Source organism: Streptomyces sp. TLI_55, assembly GCF_900206255.1.
GTDB classification, from domain to species: domain Bacteria; phylum Actinomycetota; class Actinomycetes; order Streptomycetales; family Streptomycetaceae; genus Streptomyces; species Streptomyces aquilus.
The window spans coordinates 1,039,384-1,056,877 of record NZ_OAOJ01000001.1 but is presented as its reverse complement, the minus strand read 5'-3'; the positions used below and the strand labels follow the sequence as shown (position 1 = coordinate 1,056,877).

Annotated in this window: 17 protein-coding genes; 9 read left to right on the top strand and 8 right to left on the bottom strand. The window is 71.8% G+C overall.

The features are described from left to right. Nucleotide 1 precedes the first annotated feature (1 nt). On the bottom strand, nt 2–1,051 hold the full coding sequence (locus CRP56_RS04980) for a LacI family DNA-binding transcriptional regulator (RefSeq protein ID WP_097260614.1): 1,050 nt from the start codon (nt 1,049–1,051) through the stop codon (nt 2–4). 218 nt (nt 1,052–1,269) lie between these two features. Between CRP56_RS04980 and CRP56_RS04975 the strand changes: the two genes are divergently transcribed. Further along, nucleotides 1,270–2,217, top strand: coding sequence for an ROK family protein (locus CRP56_RS04975; RefSeq protein ID WP_097260612.1), 948 nt, complete (start codon nt 1,270–1,272; stop codon nt 2,215–2,217). 106 nt (nt 2,218–2,323) lie between these two features. Here the strand turns inward: CRP56_RS04975 and CRP56_RS04970 are convergent, their stop codons facing one another. After that, nucleotides 2,324–4,330, bottom strand: a complete 2,007-nt coding sequence (locus CRP56_RS04970) for an NPCBM/NEW2 domain-containing protein (RefSeq protein ID WP_179850956.1) — start codon at nt 4,328–4,330, stop codon at nt 2,324–2,326. Between the two features lie 158 nt (nt 4,331–4,488). Here CRP56_RS04970 and CRP56_RS04965 point away from each other — a divergent pair, with 158 nt between their 5' ends. From CRP56_RS04965 to CRP56_RS04955, 3 genes are all read left to right on the top strand, one after another. Further along, nucleotides 4,489–5,460, top strand: coding sequence for a TIGR01777 family oxidoreductase (locus CRP56_RS04965; RefSeq protein ID WP_097260608.1), 972 nt, complete (start codon nt 4,489–4,491; stop codon nt 5,458–5,460). A gap of 30 nt (nt 5,461–5,490) precedes the next feature. Beyond that, nucleotides 5,491–5,685: a hypothetical protein gene (locus CRP56_RS04960; RefSeq protein ID WP_097260605.1), complete on the top strand. Its 195-nt coding sequence runs from the start codon at nt 5,491–5,493 to the stop codon at nt 5,683–5,685. Between the two features lie 139 nt (nt 5,686–5,824). Further along, entirely contained in the window at nt 5,825–6,868 is a 1,044-nt protein-coding gene (locus tag CRP56_RS04955) for an NUDIX hydrolase (protein ID WP_097260603.1), read from the top strand. 22 nt (nt 6,869–6,890) lie between these two features. On the opposite strand, the gene CRP56_RS04950 is transcribed toward CRP56_RS04955, so the two are convergent. Next, nucleotides 6,891–7,910: a hypothetical protein gene (locus CRP56_RS04950; protein ID WP_097260601.1), complete on the bottom strand. Its 1,020-nt coding sequence runs from the start codon at nt 7,908–7,910 to the stop codon at nt 6,891–6,893. After that, complete coding sequence (locus tag CRP56_RS04945; RefSeq protein ID WP_097260599.1) at nt 7,907–9,262, bottom strand: dipeptidase; 1,356 nt, start codon at nt 9,260–9,262, stop codon at nt 7,907–7,909. Before CRP56_RS04945 ends, CRP56_RS04950 begins: the two co-directional genes overlap by 4 nt. Before the next feature lie 132 nt (nt 9,263–9,394). On the opposite strand from CRP56_RS04945, the gene CRP56_RS04940 reads away from it, so the two are divergent. After that, the gene (locus tag CRP56_RS04940; RefSeq protein ID WP_097260597.1) at nt 9,395–10,681 is read left to right on the top strand and encodes a geranylgeranyl reductase family protein; all 1,287 of its coding nucleotides are present in this window, start codon (nt 9,395–9,397) and stop codon (nt 10,679–10,681) included. A 225-nt stretch (nt 10,682–10,906) separates the two neighbouring features. On the opposite strand, the gene CRP56_RS04935 is transcribed toward CRP56_RS04940, so the two are convergent. Continuing rightward, on the bottom strand, nt 10,907–11,362 hold the full coding sequence (locus CRP56_RS04935) for a nitroreductase family deazaflavin-dependent oxidoreductase (protein WP_097260595.1): 456 nt from the start codon (nt 11,360–11,362) through the stop codon (nt 10,907–10,909). Between the two features lie 169 nt (nt 11,363–11,531). Between CRP56_RS04935 and CRP56_RS04930 the strand changes: the two genes are divergently transcribed. The 3 genes from CRP56_RS04930 to CRP56_RS04920 all read left to right on the top strand — a co-directional run bounded on the left by CRP56_RS04930 (nt 11,532) and on the right by CRP56_RS04920 (nt 14,286). Continuing rightward, nucleotides 11,532–12,242, top strand: coding sequence for a TetR/AcrR family transcriptional regulator (locus CRP56_RS04930; protein ID WP_097260592.1), 711 nt, complete (start codon nt 11,532–11,534; stop codon nt 12,240–12,242). A gap of 146 nt (nt 12,243–12,388) precedes the next feature. Beyond that, nucleotides 12,389–13,624, top strand: coding sequence for a sensor histidine kinase (locus CRP56_RS04925; protein WP_097273737.1), 1,236 nt, complete (start codon nt 12,389–12,391; stop codon nt 13,622–13,624). Continuing rightward, nucleotides 13,621–14,286 carry a response regulator gene (locus CRP56_RS04920; RefSeq protein ID WP_097260590.1) on the top strand — a complete coding sequence of 222 codons (666 nt, stop codon included), beginning with the start codon at nt 13,621–13,623 and terminating at the stop codon, nt 14,284–14,286. Before CRP56_RS04925 ends, CRP56_RS04920 begins: the two co-directional genes overlap by 4 nt. On the opposite strand, the gene CRP56_RS04915 is transcribed toward CRP56_RS04920, so the two are convergent. After that, a complete protein-coding gene (locus CRP56_RS04915; RefSeq protein WP_097260588.1) occupies nt 14,247–14,546 on the bottom strand; it encodes a DUF6332 family protein in 300 nt (99 codons plus the stop codon). The two genes, CRP56_RS04920 and CRP56_RS04915, sit on opposite strands and share 40 nt — an antisense overlap. Before the next feature lie 71 nt (nt 14,547–14,617). Next, nucleotides 14,618–16,105, bottom strand: a complete 1,488-nt coding sequence (locus CRP56_RS04910) for an MFS transporter (protein ID WP_097260586.1) — start codon at nt 16,103–16,105, stop codon at nt 14,618–14,620. Nucleotides 16,106–16,190: 85 nt separating this feature from the next. On the opposite strand from CRP56_RS04910, the gene CRP56_RS04905 reads away from it, so the two are divergent. Then, entirely contained in the window at nt 16,191–16,586 is a 396-nt protein-coding gene (locus CRP56_RS04905; RefSeq protein WP_179850955.1) for a MarR family winged helix-turn-helix transcriptional regulator, read from the top strand. A 17-nt stretch (nt 16,587–16,603) separates the two neighbouring features. Here CRP56_RS04905 and CRP56_RS04900 read toward each other — a convergent pair whose 3' ends face one another. After that, the gene (locus CRP56_RS04900) at nt 16,604–17,338 is read right to left on the bottom strand and encodes a maleylpyruvate isomerase family mycothiol-dependent enzyme (protein WP_097260582.1); all 735 of its coding nucleotides are present in this window, start codon (nt 17,336–17,338) and stop codon (nt 16,604–16,606) included. Nucleotides 17,339–17,494: the final 156 nt, after the last annotated feature.

The window sequence follows — 17,494 nt, the reverse complement described above, 5'->3', positions numbered from 1 at the left end:
CTCAGTCCGCCGGCGGCAGTTCGCCCGAACCGCGGGTGATCAGCCGGGTCGGCAGTTCGATCCGCTCCGGGGTGACCAGCGTGCCGTCCAGCTGCCGGAACAGCCGCTCGGCGGCCGTGCGGCCGAGGGCGGCGGCGTCCTGGGCGACGACGGTGACGCCCGGCTGGAGCAGGTCGGCGAGCTCGATGTCGTCGAAGCCGACCAGGGCCACCCGGCGCGTGTGCTCGGCGAGGACCCGGACCACGGTGACCGTCACCCGGTTGTTGCCCGCGAAGACCGCGGTCACCGGATCGGGCCCGGACAGCATCCCCTCGGCCGCGCGGCGCACCCGCTCCGGATCGGTGACCCCGAGGGACATCCACTTCTCCTCGACCGGTATCCCCGCGTCCTCCATCGCGGCCCGGTAGCCGCGCAGCCGCTCGGCGGCGGTGTGGATGCGGGGCATGTCACCGATGAAGCCGATCCGGCGGTGGCCGTGCGCGATGAGGTGGGCGACACCGTCGCGGGCGCCGCCGAAGTTGTCGGACAGGACCACGTCGGCGTCGATCTGCCCGGCCGGACGGTCCACGAACACCGTGGCCACGCCCGCCTTCAACTCCGGCTCCAGATAACGGTGGTCGTCACCGGCCGGGATGACCACCAGACCGTCCACGCGCCGGGCGCACAGCGCCAGCACCAATTCCTGCTCGCGGTCCGGGTCCTCCGCGCTGGAGCCGTTGATCAGCAGGGCGCCGTTGGCACGGGCCACCTCCTCGACCGCGCGGCTGAGCGGGCCGTAGAACGGGTCCGCGAGGTCTTCGAGGACCAGGCCGATGCTGGCGGTACGGCCCTTGCGCAGCACCCGCGCGCTGTCGTTGCGGCGGAAGCCGAGCGCGTCGATGGCCTCCTGCACCCGCCGCTCGGTCTCCGGGGTCACGCCCGGCTCGCCGTTGACCACGCGGGAGACCGTCTTGAGGCCCACTCCGGCGCGTGCGGCCACGTCCTTCATCGTCGGACGGTTGCCGTAACGCGTGGCGGCGATTCGCTCTGCACGGCGGGTGGTCTCGGGCACGATACGGCGTCCTGTCCTGTCGTCCACGGGGCATCCACGGGTTCATCCCCCGGAGAGGGGTGCGGCGTCCATGATTTTGTATGAGGATGTGGCGTCGAGCATAGAGCCTGGACAACGTTGTCAGATGCGGGGGACACTGTCCACCACAATTGCCGTGTCCGTGCCCCCACCTCGGAACGGCCCGCCTTTCTGACGGTTGACGGGGAGATTTGACACTGATGCACACCGACCTCGTGGCAGCGCTCGACATCGGCGGCACCAAGATCGCGGGCGCGCTGGTCGACGACCGCGGCCACATCCTGGTCCGCGCGCAGCGCGCCACGCCCGCCCAGGAGGACGGCGAGACCGTCATGCGGGCCGTCGAGGAGGTGCTCGGCGAACTCACCGTGTCGCCGTTGTGGGGACGCGCCTCGGCTCTCGGTATCGGCAGCGCGGGCCCGGTGGACGCCTCCGCGGGCACCGTCAGTCCGGTCAACGTGCCCGGCTGGCGCGACTATCCGCTGGTCCGACGGGTCCGTGCGGCGACCGGCGGGCTGCCGGTCGAGCTGATCGGCGACGGCGTGGCGATCACGGCGGCCGAGCACTGGCAGGGCGCCGCCCGCGGGCACGACAACGCGCTGTGCATGGTGGTGTCGACGGGCGTCGGGGGCGGCCTGGTGCTGGGCGGCCGGCTGCATCCGGGGCCGACCGGCAACGCGGGCCACATCGGTCACATCAGCGTCGACATGGACGGCGACCCGTGCGCGTGCGGCTCGCGCGGCTGCGTGGAGCGCATCGCCAGCGGTCCCAACATCGCCCGGCGGGCCTACGAGAACGGCTGGCGGCCCGGACCGGACGGCGACACCTCCGCCGCCGCGGTGGCCGCCGCGGCCCGGGCCGGCGATCCGGTCGCCGTGGCCTCCTTCGAGCGGGCCGCGCAGGCGCTGGCCGCCGGGATCGCCGCCACCGCGACCCTCGTCGAGATCGACATCGCGGTGATCGGCGGGGGAGTGGGCAAGGCGGGCGAGGTGCTCCTCACGCCGCTCCGCAAGGCCCTGACCGACTACGCCACCCTGTCCTTCGTCCAGCGTCTGGCGGTCGTACCGGCCCAGATGGGCACGGACGCGGGGCTGGTGGGGGCGGCCGCGGCGGCGCTCGCCAAGGGGGCGGACAAGGCGCCGGTCTGATTCCGCAGGAACGTTCAGGCTGGGGGGCTGGAGGCTGGGAGCGGTCGGAATGGTCATGTTGGAGGCCGGGCGGGTCGGTTGGCATCACCGGCCCGCCCGGTGGGCTTCAGCAGGTCAACCGGGCGTCCGCCCAGTCCGCGTGGTCCGAGTCGAGGCCGTCGCCGCCGTCGGTGACGACGAGCCGGACCACCTGGGCGCCGGTGACGTCAGCGGTGAGCGGCTGGGCCGGCATCGCGTTGGTGAGGACCCCGGTCGAGGCGACCTTGGTGCCGTCCGCCCAGATCTCGAAGGCGACCGTCCCGGCGGCACCCTTCTCGTCGTCGACGCCGACGTCCGCGGTGACCGTCTCGCACGTCCTGCCCGTGTAGTACTCGATGATGCTCTGGGCGTGCACACCGAGTCCCTTGGCGTACACCACGCCGCCGATGGTGATCGGGTGCCCGTCGCCCGCGGCGTTCTCCCCGTTGCTGGTGTCGCGCTCCACCGGCCCCCATCCGCTCAGGGCCGACAGCCAGGGAAGGTCGCTGAGTCGGGAGGTCCCCGAGGGCGGCGGCACCACCACGGAGACCGTCACGGTCAGGTCCGTGGCGACACGGACGCCGGCCGGTGAGCGGTAACGCGCCTTGAGTGTCAGGTCGTACGACCCGGTGGGCGTCCCGGCCGGGGCGGCCACCGTCCAGCCGGTGCGCAGCGAACGGCCCGTCGGCAGGGCGGCCGCCGTGGTCGCCGAGGTGGGGCGCACGGACCAGCCGGCGGGGCCGGTGAGGGCGACGGAGACCTGCCGGGCCGGGGTGCGGCCCAGGTCGGTGACCGTGCTCGTCAGCGTGGCCGGGGCGCCGGCCTCGATCAACTGGCTGCCTTCCAGGCCGAGTTCCGCGGCCGGCGGGTGCTTGGCCCACGCGGAGTCGGCGGAGACCCGTACGAGGACCGTGCCGTGCGCCGGGACGGTCGCGGCGATGGTGCCCGCGGTGTTGTAACTCCGGTGCTGCCACAGGTCGCGCAGGGTGTAGGCGTGGGCGGTGGGCAGGCCGACGGCCGCGGCGGTCGTGGCGATGCGCTGTGCGGTCCCGGACTCGTTGAACAGGGCCACCGCGCGGCTGCCGTCCCGCATCTCCTTGGCGACGACCCACCGGCCGCCCTCCGAGGAGACCACGGTGCCCTGCTTGCCGAGCGGGTCCTGGTCGACCGCGATGACCTCCTTGTTGCCGAGGATCTCGTAGGTCGCGTCGCTCGCGTGGCGCAGGTCGGAGCCGATGAGGAGCGGCGCGGCCATGATCGACCACAGGGAGAAGTGCGAGCGGTACTCGGTGTCCGTCATGCCGCCGTTGCCGACCTCCAGCATGTCCGGGTCGTTCCAGTGCCCGGGTCCTGCGTGCGCGGCGAGCGGGAGGTTCTGCCGCAGGATCGAGAGCATCGAGCCCCAGTTGTCGCTGATGTCGCCGGTCGTGCGCCACAGATGGCCCACGTCGGACGCCCACTCCCAGGGTTTGTTCTCGCCCCACTCGCAGATGCTGTAGACGATGGGGCGGCCGGTCGCCCGCAGGGCGTCGCGCATGGTCGTGTAGCGCGACTTGGCGTCCACGCCCTGGTTGTTGCAGTTGTCGTACTTGAGATAGTCCACGCCCCAGTCCGCGAACTGCTGGGCGTCGCTGTACTCATGGCCCAGCGCGCCGGGAAAGCCCGCGCTGTTGCACGTCTTGGTGCCCGCGCTCGTGTAGATGCCGAACTTCAGTCCCTTGGAGTGGACGTAGTCGGCGACCGCCTTGATCCCGTTGGGGAAGCGGACGGGGTCCGGTACGAGCTTGCCGTCCGCGTTCCGCTCGGGCAGGGCCCAGCAGTCGTCGAGGTTGACGTACTGGTATCCGGCGTCCTTGAGGCCCTTGTCCACGAAGATGTCCGCGATCGACTTGACCATCGCCTCGTTGAACTCGGCACGGCAGTGCGTGGAGTTCCAGTTGTTGAAGCCCATGGGCGGGGTGAGGGCGAGACCGTCGTCCAGGGCGGGTGCGGCGGCCCGCGCCGAGGGTGCGGCGAGTCCTGCCGCGGCGAGCAGTGCGGCGGCGAGTGCTCCGACCACTCGGCCACGGGTTGTGCGGGTGTGAAGGTTACGCATCGTTACGTTCCTCCGTACCAGCGAAAGATGGGATGACTACATGTACGCGTCGAAGCGGGATCCCGGTAGACCCCTGTCGCGCCCGGCCCGGCGAAGCCTGCGTTTTGAACGCGTTCAACTTTGTGGGTTAGGCTCCCTGCACACGAAGGGGGAACCTGATGAAGTTCGTGCTCCCCGGGGGAACCGGGCAGGTGGGCGCCGTCCTCGACCGCGCTCTGCGCGCGGCGGGCCATGACGTCGTCGTCCTGACCCGGCGGCCGACCCGGGACCATGAGGTGCGGTGGGACGGCAAGACGCTCGGGCCCTGGGCCGAGGCGGTCGACGGCAGCGACGTGGTGATCAACCTGGCCGGGCGCAGCGTCAGCTGCCGCTACACCCCGGCCAACCTGAAGGCCATGATGGACTCGCGGATCGACTCCGCCAGGGTCGTCGGAGAGGCGATCGCGGGCGCCGTACGACCGCCGCGCGTCTGGCTGCAGATGAGCACGGCCACCGTCTACGCCCATCGCTTCGACGCGCCCCACGACGAGGCCGGCGGAGTCATCGGCGGCACCGAACCGGACGTCCCCGGCTACTGGGCCTACAGCGTCGAGATCGCCCGGCGATGGGAACAGGCCCAGGGCGAGGCCGACACCCCGCACACCCGGAAGGTCGCTCTCCGGTCCGCCATGGTCATGAGCCCGGACCGCGGCGGGGTCTTCGACGTGCTGCGGACCATGGTGCGGCTCGGGCTGGGCGGCCCCGTGGCGGGCGGGGCGCAGTACGTCTCCTGGATCCACGAGCACGACTTCGTCCGCGCGGTCGAGTTCCTGGTCGACCGCGACGACCTCGCCGGGCCGGTGAACCTCGCGGCCCCCGGCCCGCTGCCGCACCGCGCGTTCATGCGGGACCTGCGGGCCGCCCAGGGCATGCCCCTCGGGCTGCCCGCCACCCGGTGGATGGCCGAGATCGGGGCGTTCGTGCTGCGTTCGGACACCGAACTGCTGCTCAAGAGCCGCCGGGTGGTGCCGGGACGCCTGCTGGAGGCGGGGTTCGCCTTCGCGTACCCGCGGTGGTCCGACGCCGCCCGTGACCTCGTACGACGCGCCCGTGCCGGAGCCGGTCGGATGCCCGCGCGGACGGGCGCGTGACCCCCGTGCCGTTTCTCAGTTGAACGGGGCATGAAGAAGCGCACCATGGCTGCCATCGCCTCCCTGGCCACCGGTTTCGTCGTCGCCGCCATCACCCCGTCCCACGCGGTCGGCGACAACCTCACCGACCTCGACGTCGACAAGACCCTCAGCACCCTCGACCACACGATCGCCAGCGACAGCCTGGCCGTGGACAAGAACGCCCTCGGCCAGAACAACGACTGACGAGCGCGGGACCACGGTGCCGGCGCCCCTTGCCGCAGGGGGGCGCCGGCACCGTCGTACGAGGGCCCTCAACTGGGGCTGGTTTCCGTGCCGGGGTGGAGCGGGCAAGCCTCAGGGGGCCAACAGAAGAGGGGGAACCGTGACCGTCGTTTGGATCAACGGCGCGTTCGGTGCGGGGAAGACCGCCACCGCACGGGAACTGATCGAACTGATCCCGAACAGCACGCTCTTCGACCCCGAGGTCGTCGGCGGAGCGCTCACACACCTGCTCCCGCCCAAGCGCCTCGCCGAGGTCGGTGACTTCCAGGACCTGCCGATCTGGCGCCGACTCGTGATCGACACGGCGGCCGCCCTGCTCACCGAGCTCGGCGGGACCCTCGTGGTCCCCATGACCCTGCTGCGCCAGGAGTACCGCGACGAGATCTTCGGCGGCCTCGCCGCCCGCCGCATCACCGTCCAGCACCTCGTCCTCGCCCCGGCGGAAACGATCCTGCGCGAGCGAATAGCCGGGCGGGAGATCCCGCCCGACCTCCCGGACGGCGAGATACGGGTACGGCAGTGGTCGTACGACCACATCGAGCCGTACCGCACCGCCCTCGCCTCCTGGCTCACCGCCGACGCCCATCTCGTCGACACCAGCGCCCTCACCCCGTACGAGACGGCCGTCCGGATCGCCGAGGCCGTCGGCTCCGGTGCCGTACCCGTCTGCGACATCGTGCAGACCCCCGAGCCGACCGCCGAGACCGTCGCCGCCGGCGTCCTCCTCTTCGACGAGCAGGACCGCGTGCTGCTCGTCGACCCCACCTACAAGCCCGGCTGGGAGTTCCCCGGCGGGGTCGTCGAACCCGGCGAGGCTCCCGCGCGCGCGGGCATGCGCGAGGTCGCCGAGGAGACCGGGATCGAGCTGGACGACGTACCGCGCCTGCTGGTCGTCGACTGGGAACAGCCCGTGCCTCCCGGCTACGGCGGACTGCGCCTCCTCTTCGACGGCGGCCGGCTCGACGCCGCCGAGGCCGGTCGGCTCCTGCTGCCCGGGCCCGAACTACGCGCATGGCGCTTCGTCAGCGAGCAGGAGGCCGCCGAACTGCTGCCCCCCGTCCGCTACGAGCGGCTGCGCTGGGCCCTGCGGGCACGCGAACGCGGCGCCGCGCTGTACCTGGAGGCCGGGATTCCGGTGGGCTAGGTGTGCTGTCCGGACAGCACACCTAGGCGCTCGCCAGTCTCAGTTCCTCCGTCGGATACGGCGTGGTCCTGCTCTCCTGCTGGAACCGGCGGTTGAAGTCGCCCATCAAGGACGCCACGCGCGCGTGGCGGACGAGGATGCTCGCCGCCGCCCGGGGGATGCCTCTGGGGCGCATGCCCTCGGCGCAGGCCTCGATGAACGCCCGGCGCTCGTCCGGGCCGTAGCCGTACAACGCGACGGTGAGCCAGTTCACGAGGTAGCTGGACGTGTAGGCGCGGTCGTAGTGACGGTGCCTGGTGAAGAAGTTCCGCTCGTGCGGGGCGAGTTGGAAGCGGGCCGAGAGGGAGAGGCCGTAGTCGGTCAGATAGAGCTGCCGGCCGTCGGTGAGGATGTTCTTGAAGTGGGCGTCGAAATGCAGGAGTTCGCGCGCGTGCAGGAAGTCGGTGACCGCCCGCAGGCTCCGCTCCACCAGGGAGCACGCACGGTCGGCCTGGCTCGTGCGCAACTGGGCGTCGAACCAGTCATGCAGGGTGTACGGCACATGCTCCAGGAACAGCGTCAGGCTCGCGGACGCCGTCCGCAGCCCTTCGACGCGGTCGCGCACCCCCGGGCCCCAGTACGCCACCGTCCGCTCCACGTCGGCGAGTTCGGCCGGGAGCGGCTGGGGCGTGTCGGGCAGCACCCGCCAGTGATGCATGAGCGGGAAGCCCGTGTACTTGCCGGACAGCACCCAGTCCGTCGTCATCGTGTGCACGGCCAGTTCACGCCAGGCACCGAACCCCGGACTGCCGAAACCGTAGTGGCAGTAGAGGGGCACGCCCAGGACGTTCGCCGTGGACCGTACGTGGTTCGGGTGCCGCTCCACGTCGGTGAGCGGCACCCGTTTCACGAACACCGGCCGGCCCGCCACCTCCACGAGAGTGGCCCGGCCGCCGATGCCGGTGCCCAGCGGCCGCCCCGACGCCACCAGATCGCTGAGGTCGTGGTCGTCGAGGCGGTCCAGGGATATGCCGATGTCGGAGTGTGCCGTCAGGCGGTTCACATCGCCGCGTAGTTGCGCAGGAACAGGGCCTCCGCCACCGACAGCCGCTCCAACTCCTCGGGGGAGACGCTCTCGTTGACCGCGTGGATCTGCGCCTCCGGCTCGCTCAGGCCGATGAGCAGGATCTCCGCGCTCGGGTAGAGGGCGGCGAGCGTGTTGCAGAGCGGGATGGAGCCGCCCTGGCCCGCGTACTGCAGCTCCTGGCCCGGGTAGGCCACCGACATCGCGTCGGCCATCGCCGTGTACGCCGGGCTGGTCGGGTCGGCGCTGAAGGGCTGGCCCTGGCCGACCTGCTCGGTGCGCACCCGGGCGCCCCACGGCGTACGCGTCTCCAGGTGGGCCTGGAGCAGCTTCGTCGCCTCGGCGGCGTCCACGCCCGGCGGCACCCGCAGGCTCACCAGCGCGCGGGCGCCCGCCTGCACGGACGGGGTGGCGCCGACGACCGGCGGGCAGTCGATGCCGAGGACGGTGACGGCCGGGCGGGACCAGATGCGGTCGGCGACCGTGCCGGAACCGATCAGCTCCACGCCGTCGAGCACCTTGGCGTCCTGCCGGAACTGCTCCTCGTCGTACTGCAGACCCTCCCACGCCGCCCCGGGGGCGAGCCCGTCCACGGTCGTCGAACCGTCCTCGGCGCGCAGCGAGTCCAGTACGCGGATCAGCGCGGCCAGCGCGTCGGGCGCCGCGCCGCCGAACTGCCCGGAGTGCAGGTTGCCCGCGAGGGTGTCGACCTGGACGCGGACCAGGGTCATGCCGCGCAGCGTCGTCGTCACCGTCGGCAGGCCCACGCGGAAGTTGCCCGCGTCGCCGATCACGATGGTGTCGGCCTCCAGCAGGTCCGGGTGGTCCTCGGCGTACCGCTCCAGCCCGCCCGTGCCCATCTCCTCCGAGCCCTCGGCGATCACCTTGACGTGCACCGGCACACCGCCGTTCGCCTTCAGCGCGCGCAGGGCCAGCAGGTGCATGATCACGCCGCCCTTGCAGTCGGCGGCACCGCGCCCGTACCAGCGGCCGTCACGCTCGGTCAGTTCGAACGGCGGAGTCGTCCACGCCGACTCGTCCAGCGGCGGCTGCACGTCGTAGTGCGCGTACAGCAGGACCGTCTTCGCCCCCTCGGGGCCGGGCAGATAGCCGTACACCGACTGGGTGCCGTCAGGGGTGTCGAGCAGGGCCACGTCCTGGAAGCCCTCGGCGGTGAGCGCGTCCGCGACCCAGCGGGCCGCGCCCTCGCTCTCGCTCTTCGGGAACTGGTCGAAGTCCGCCACCGACTTGAACGCCACCAGTTCGGTGAGTTCCGCCTTCGCCCGGGGCATCAGTGAGGCGACGGTCTCGGCGACCGGATTCGACGACATGGGCACGCTCCTTGTAGGTGCGACGTTGTACGTATGGGTACGGAGATCCTCCCACAGTGGCCTGCGGCGATGGCGGTCGTAGGATGCACAAGGCAGCAGCGGCAAGCGGCTTGATCGGAGCAGTAGACCATCGTGACCAGCGAGAACTCTTCGGCGGACGACGCGCGGCAGGTGTGGGACGTCGTCGTGGTGGGCGCGGGGCCAGCGGGGGCCTCGGCCGCCTACGCGGCCGCTGTCGCCGGGCGGCGTGTGCTGTTGCTGGAGAAGGCGGAGCTGCCCCGCTACAAGACGTGCGGCGGCGGCATCATCGGACCCTCCCGCGACTCCCTGCCACCCGGCTTCGAGCTGCCCTTCCGGGACCGGGTGCACGCGGTGACGTTCTCGCACAACGGCCGCTTCACGCGCACCCGCCGCTCCAAGCAGATGCTGTTCGGGCTGATCAACCGGTCCGAGTTCGACCAGCAGCTCGTCGAGCACGCGCAGAAGGCGGGCGCCGAGCTGCGGACGGGCGTGACCGTCCAGCGGGTCGAGCAGCACGGCTCGGCGGTGCCGGACCGGCGCACGGTCGCGGTCGTCCTCCAGGGCGGTGAGACGGTGCTGGCGCATGCGGTGGTCGGCGCCGACGGCAGCGCCAGCCGCATAGGAGCACATGTCGGGGTGAAGCTGGACCAGGTCGATCTCGGTCTGGAGGCCGAGATCCCGGTGCCGGAGACGGTCGCGGAGGACTGGAAGGGGCGGGTGCTCATCGACTGGGGGCCGATGCCCGGCAGTTACGGCTGGGTCTTCCCGAAGGGCGACACGCTGACGGTCGGGGTCATCTCCGCGCGCGGTGAAGGCGCCGCCACCAAGCGGTACTTGGAGGACTTCATCGCCCGGCTCGGCCTCGCCGGCTTCGAACCGAGCATCTCCTCAGGGCACTTGACCCGCTGCCGTGCCGACGACTCCCCGCTGTCGCGGGGGCGGGTGCTGGTGTGCGGGGACGCGGCCGGGCTCCTTGAGCCGTGGACCCGCGAGGGCATCTCGTTCGCGCTGCGGTCGGGGCGGCTCGCGGGGGAGTGGGCGGTGCGGATCGCCGAGGCCCATGACGCCGTGGACACCCGGCGCCAGGCCCTGAACTACGCCTTCGCGATCAAGGCGGGCCTCGGCGTCGAGATGAGCGTCGGCAAGCGGCTGCTGCTGATGTTCGAGCGCCGGCCGGGACTGTTCCATGCGGCGCTGACCGGGTTCCGGCCGGCCTGGCGGGCGTTCATGGAGATCACCCGCGGGTCGACGTCGTTGGGGGAGATCGTACGGGGGCGTCCGATGGCGCAGCGGGTGCTGGCGGCGCTGGACCGGCGGGTGGGTCTTGCGGGGGCGGCCGACGCGGCTGACGGTGAGGCGGGGGACCGACGTGAGGGTGCGGGTGAGGCGGGGGCCTGATGCGGGGGTGCGGGTGAGGCGGGGCCGGACGCCTGGGTGCGCGTGGGCGGGGCTGGACGCCTGAGTGCGGGTGCGGCGGGAGTCGGATGCGGGGGAGTGGGGGCGAGGCCTCGGCGTGGGTGGTGATGCCAAGGTGACGCCGGGGCGTGGGTGGTGACGCCGGGGTGGCGGGTGGCGATGCCGGGGGCCGCCGGTGAGGTGCGGCAGCGGCCCCGAGGCATGGCGTCAGCTCGTGATCGTGATCCGGAAGACCGGGTGGTCCGGGGCGATGCGGCGCAGGTCGGCGTCGGGGGAGTCGGGGCCGACTCCGTTGAAGAAGACACCGACCTCGGCCTTCCAGCGCTTCAGGTAGGCGCGCAGCAGCGGGACCTTGTCGTCGTCGGCGACCTCCGTCGCGGTGAACACGTCGACCTTCTTGCCCAGGTGCAGCTCACCGCCGCCGGCCGCTCGCATGTTGTGCGTCCACTGGACGTGACCGCGCGGGGCGACGAGGTACTGCTCGCCGTCGACGGTCAGCAGGTTCACGGGGGTGGTCCGCCACTCGCCGCTCTTGCGACCGCGCACGGCGAGAACCCGGGAGCCCCAGACGCTGAGGCCGCGGCGGGTCACCCAGGCCACGATGCGGTTGAAGACGTTGACGGTGAACCAGCCGGGCTTCTTGACGTGCGTGGACGCGGACATGGGGTCCCCCAGGGACTGTATGGAGCGCCGCTCTCTTTTGTGAGCGGTGCTCTCGCTTGGTCTTCAGTCTGCACCGGATGGGTGCTCTAAAGCAAGAGCAGGCGCTCTCTATTTACATCGGCGCTCTCGTTTGTGTGCACCGCTCTCGTTTCATGGGACACTGGCTCGTATGAGCTCCGCAGACGACAACACTCCCCGCGGCGCCCGAGCGCGCGCCCGTATCGAGGTCACCGCGGCCATCAAGGACGAGGCGCGCAGACAGCTCGCGGTCGACGGCGCCGCCAAGCTCTCGCTGCGGGCCGTGGCACGCGAGCTCGGCATGGTCTCCTCCGCGCTCTACCGGTACTTCCCCAGCCGCGACGACCTGCTCACCGCGCTCATCATCGACGCCTACAACTCCCTCGGCGAGCGTGCGGAGGCGGCGCATCAGAAGTCGGCCGGTGCCGCGCCCGCACAGCGCTGGGTGGCGGTCTGCGAGGCGGTGCGCGAGTGGGCCCTGGGGAATCCGCACGAGTACGCGTTGATCTACGGTTCCCCGGTCCCCGGGTACAGCGCGCCCCAGGCGACCGTCCCGGCCGCGTCCCGCGTCGGGCTCCTGCTCATCGGCATCACGCGCGAGGCGTACCAGGGCCGCGGCCTCGCCAAGCCCCGGCTGCCCGCCGAACTGCGCCCCGAGGCCGAGCGGATGACCGCAGACCTCGCCCCCGACCTCCCGCCGGAGACGGTCACCACGCTGGTGGCGGCCTGGGCGCAGCTGTACGGGCTGGTCGGGTTCGAGCTCTTCGGGCAGTTCAACCGGGTGGTGGAGGACCGGGCGACGTTCTTCCGGCACGCGGTGGGCCAGCTCGCCCATGGGGTGGGTCTGGTGTACGGCGAGTAGCGGCACCCCTGCCGGCGGCCGAGGGCATCCGGCGCAGCGGCGCCGCTGATCACCACCGGGGACGGCGACGTACTTCGCGGGGAGTACGTGTGATCACCTCGCCCGGCTGACGCCCCGCGCGCGGGGTGGCGTCTAGCGTGGCGGACATGGACGAGCAGCGCGTACGCGGAGGTCCGCCCTCGTGGTGGCGGCACGGGCCGCCGTGGTGGAACCGTTGGGGAGACGAGGACGCCGTCGCCCGGTGGCCCTGGCGCTCCACCGTGCTGATCACCGCCTTCGTGCTCGGCGGCTCCCGCTTCGCGGCCGAGCAGCAGGTGCACGACCGGGCCTCGCTCGACACCTTCGCGCGCGTGCTGCTCGTGGTGGCGGCCGGGCTGCTGCTGTGGCGGCACCGGTACCCGGTGGTCGTCGTGTTCGGCACGGCGGCCGCCACCATGCTGTATCTCGGCGCGGGCTATCCGTACGGACCCGTCTTCGTGGCCGTCGCGGTGGCCTGCTTCAGTGCCGTCGTCGCCGGACACCGTACGGCCGCCTGGACCGCCCTCGGTCTGCTCTGGGTCGGGCAGTCGCTGGTGGTGCACTGGCTCTACCGGTGGCTGCCCCCGTCCGGGGACCAGGCCGCCACCTGGGGGTCGGAGGGCGTGGTCGCGGCCTGGGCCGTGGCGATCGTCGCGGTGGCGGAGCTGGCCCGGACCCGGCGGGAGCAGTGGGCGCGGGAGCGGGCCGAGCGGGCGCAGGCGGCGCGGTGGCGGGCGGACGAGGAGCGGCTGCGGATCGCGCGCGAACTGCACGACGTCCTCGCCCACAGCATCTCCGTGATCAACGTGCAGGCCGGTGTCGGTCTCGCCCTCCTCGACAGCGACCCCGAGCAGGCCCGCACCGCCCTCACCACCATCAAGGCCGCCAGCAAGGAGGCGCTCGGGGAGGTCCGCCAGGTCCTCGACACCCTCCGCACCCCCGGAGACGCGCCCCGCGCCCCCGCCCCCGGCCTCGACCGCCTCCCCGAGCTGGTGGAACAGGCCGCCGGCGCGGGCCTGACCGTGACGGTCGAGGGAACGGCACCCAAACTGCCGCCCGGCACGGACCTCGCCGCGTTCCGCATCGTGCAGGAGGCCCTCACCAATGTCGTACGGCACTCGGGATCGCGGCACGCGCGCGTGCGCGTCGATTCCGGCGACGGTACGACGCTACGGCTGCGTATCGACGACGACGGCCCCGCGACCGGCGCCGACGCGGGCGGCAGCGGCAACGGGCTGGCCGGGATGCGGGAGCGGGCCGCGGCCCTGGGTGGCACGATCGAGGCGGGACCGCGGCCCGACGGGGGTTTCCGGGTGCTCGCCGTACTGCCGTTGAAGGTCAAGGCCAAGGAGGACGACCGGTGATCCGCGTACTGCTCGCCGACGACCAGTCACTCGTACGGGCCGGATTCCGCGCGCTGCTCGACGCGCAGCCGGACATCGAGGTGGCGGGGGAGGCGTCGGACGGTGCGGAGGCGCTGCGGATGGTCCGCGAACTCCGGCCCGACGTCGTCCTGATGGACATCCGCATGCCGGTGCTCGACGGCCTGGCGGCGACCCGCGGGATCACCGGCGACGGTGACCTGCCGGACGTGAAGGTGGTCATGCTGACGACCTTCGAGCTCGACGAGTACGTCTTCGAGGCGATCCGTTCGGGCGCCTCCGGCTTTCTCGTCAAGGACACCGAGCCGGAGGAACTCCTGCGCGCCGTAAGGGCGGTGGTGGAGGGCGACGCGCTGCTGTCGCCGGGGGTGACGCGGCGGCTGATCGCCGAGTTCGCGGCGCGCTCCAAGGAGCCCGCGGTCGAGGGCGCCCTCGCGGGACTCACGGAACGGGAGCGGGAGGTGATGGCGCTGGTCGGCATCGGGCTGTCCAACGAGGAGATCGCCCGGCGTCTGGTGGTCAGCCCGCTCACCGCGAAGACCCATGTCAGCCGGACGATGGTGAAGCTGGGCGCCCGCGACCGGGCGCAACTCGTGGTGCTGGCCTACGAGTCGGGGTTGGTGCGGCCGGGCTGGCTGGGCTGAGTGGTCTGCTGTGCGGTGTGCTGATGGAAGCGGGTCAGCACACTGATGACCCGGGCCGCGAACAGCACGGGGGCCATCCCGAGACCGAGCCGGATCAGCACCCTCTCCAGCGTGTCCGGCAGATCGAAGAGCAACGCCGGTCCCGCGACCGCCCCGAAGAGCACCGCTGCCGCGAACGCCGCGCTGAACAGCGCGTATCCGATCTCGACGGTGATCGCGTCGCGCCTGGCCTGGTCCGGCCGTCCCCCGTATGCCGTCATCCGACAAGTCTCACAGCCGTGCGCCCGGCGGAGCAAGCAGGCTCCGCCGGGCGCATTCCGGAAAGGCGCGGCTAGTCGCGTACGGCGACGCGTTCCGTCTCCTCCTGGGCGAGGGACTTCGCGACCACCACGGACGGCTGTCGCGGGCGCCGGACGCGCAGGCCCGTGAGGGAGATCAGCAGGCCCGCGACCGCGACGCCGGTGACCACGACCAGGCCGGGCAGATAGCCGTCGAGGATCTCCTGCCTCGACGCCGCCGGGTCCGTCGGGGCGTTGGCCGTCAGCACCGCCGTCACCACGGCCAGGAACAGTGCGCCGCCGACCTGCACCGAGGTGTTGAGCAGACCGGACACCATGCCCTGCTCGTGTTCGTCGACGCCGTTCGTGGCCTGGACGTTGAGGGAGGGGAAGGTCAGCGCGAAGGCGGCGCCGACGAGCAGCATGGTCGGCAGGATCACGGACGCGTAGACCGGGTCGAGGTCGATGCGCAGGAACAGCAGATAGCCGACGACCATCAGGGCGAAGCCGAGCACGATCAGCCGTGGGGTGCCGAAACGGTCGATGACCGTGCCCACCTTCGTCGCGGAGAGCGCCACGAGCGCGCCCGCCGGCAGGAAGGCCAGGGCGGTGTGCAGCGCCGACCAGCCGAGCAGCTGCTGCATGTAAAGGGTGACCAGGAACTGGAAGCCGATGTAGCTGCCGAGGAACGTCAACGCACCGAGCTGGGCCCGGACTTGAGGACCGGAGCGCAGGACGCCGAGCCGGATGAGCGGGCTGGGGCTGCGTCGTTCCACGGCCACGAAGGCGGTGAGGAGAGCGGCAACCGCAAGGAAGGAAAGGATGGTTCGGGCGGAGCCCCAGCCGACGTCGGCCGCCTGGACGACGGTGAACACCAGCAGCAGCATCGATGCGGTGCCGAGGACGGCGCCCGGGATGTCGTAGCCACCGCTGTTCTTCTCGCGTTCGGTGCGCGGCAGCAGCTTCAGGCCGACGACGAGGGCGATGAGCGCGACGGGGGCGGGCAGCAGCATCGTGTACCGCCAACTGGCCTCCGTCAGCAGGCCGGAGAAGACCAGGCCCATCGAGTAACCGGTGGCGCCGCAGGTGGTGTAGATCGACAGGGCGCGGTTGCGCAGCGGGCCCTCGGCGAAGGTCGTGGTGATGATGGACAGACCCGCCGGCGCGGTGAACGCGGCGCTCAGGCCCTTGACGAAGCGGCTGGCGATCAGCAGCGGTCCGGAGTCGACGAGCCCGCCGAGCAGTGACGCGAGCGCGAAGACGGCGAGGGCGACCAGGAAGACCTGGCGGCGGCCCAGCAGGTCGGCGGCGCGGCCGCCGAGGAGCAGCAGACCGCCGTATCCCAGGATGTAGCCGCTGACGATCCATTGCAGGGTCGAGGTGGACAGGCCGAGGTCGGCACCGATGGACGGCAGGGCGACGCCGACCATGGACACGTCCAGCGCATCCAGGAACATCGCGGCGCAGAGCACCAGGAGGGTGCCCCACAGCCGAGGGGTCCAGCGTCCTTCGGACGCGGGGATGGTGAGCGGAGAGGTCATGGCGACGACACTACATGCGTATGCATCGGATGCAAGTGCATTTAATTACGGTGCAATAATTCTTGGTCTCTGCTACGGTGCGCCCATGGCGGCGAAGAAGGCCGAGCAGGCACTCGTGGAACAGTGGCGGGACATCCTGGCGCTGCATGCGCGCACCCAGTGCGAACTCGACCGCGCCCTGCATCAACACGGCCTGTGCGCCAGCGACTTCGAGGTTCTCGACGTGCTCGCGGACGGGAGCGCGAAGGGCGGGGCCTGCACGTACCGCGTCCAGGAGATCTCCGACCGCATCCATCTCAGCCAGAGCGCGCTGTCCCGGCTGATCGCCCGACTGGAGAAGGACGGGCTCATCGAGCGCGGCATGTGTCCCGAGGACCGGCGCGGCGTCCGGGTGGGCCTCACGGACAAGGGGCGCACGCTGCACGGTGAGGTACTGCCCGTGCAGCGTGCGGTGTTGACGCGGATGCTGAACTCAGGCTGAGTCAGGGAGACTTCGCGTCACACGGCCGAGTTCGACCGCCACAGCTCGGCGAGCGCGCGGTCGCCGGTCACGCTCGGGAACGGCGCGCGGTTCCACAGCGACAAGTACAACTGGGCTGCGGGCCCACTGATTTCACACTCCGCGTCCCCCGCCTCGCCCCGCTCGGCCGCGGGCGGCTCCTGCGTCAGGCGTACGGTCCACACGGCGTCGTCGTCCGCGTCCGTCGCCCGCACCCGCAGCACCCTCGGCTCCTCGCTGCGCACCCGGCTCCTGGGACGGGCGTGGAAGCCGCGCAGCAGTTCGTCGACGCCGTCCGCCGCGAACCGCGGGTCCAGGCCGCTCGGCGTGCCGCCGCGGGCGGCCTCCGCGTCGAACCGGTGCACGCTCGTCTCGTGCGCCTGCCTGCGGGCCCAGAACGCGAGCGGGGACGGGGCGGGCAGGAAGTACCAGCACTCCAGGTCGGGGGCGGCGGAGGCGAGGGTGCGCACGAGGTGCGCGTGGCCCTCCCGGAACCAGGCCAGAAGCTCGGCGCCGTCGAGGGCCGGCGCGTCGTCGAGGGGGCGGCGGGACGGGTGCCCCTCGGCGACGTACCCGGTGGCCCAGCGGTGCACCGCGCCGGTGTGCCGCACCAGGTCCCGCACCTGCCACTCCGGGCAGGTCGGCACCTTGGCGTCGGTACCGGCCTGCTCCGCGGCGTCGGCGAGCAGGCGGCCCTCCCGGTCGAGGATCCGGAGGAACTCGGCGGTGTCCAAAGGGGCGTTCCGGGGTGTGTCCGAGGAGGTGTCCATGGGGGTGAGTCTGTCGTATCGAGCGTGGCGGGGGAGTTTGCCGTATCGAGCGCGCTCGTAAGGCAGGGTCGGAGATGCGGCCGGAGTGATCGTCGGCGGATCCACGGACGTGCCGGATCA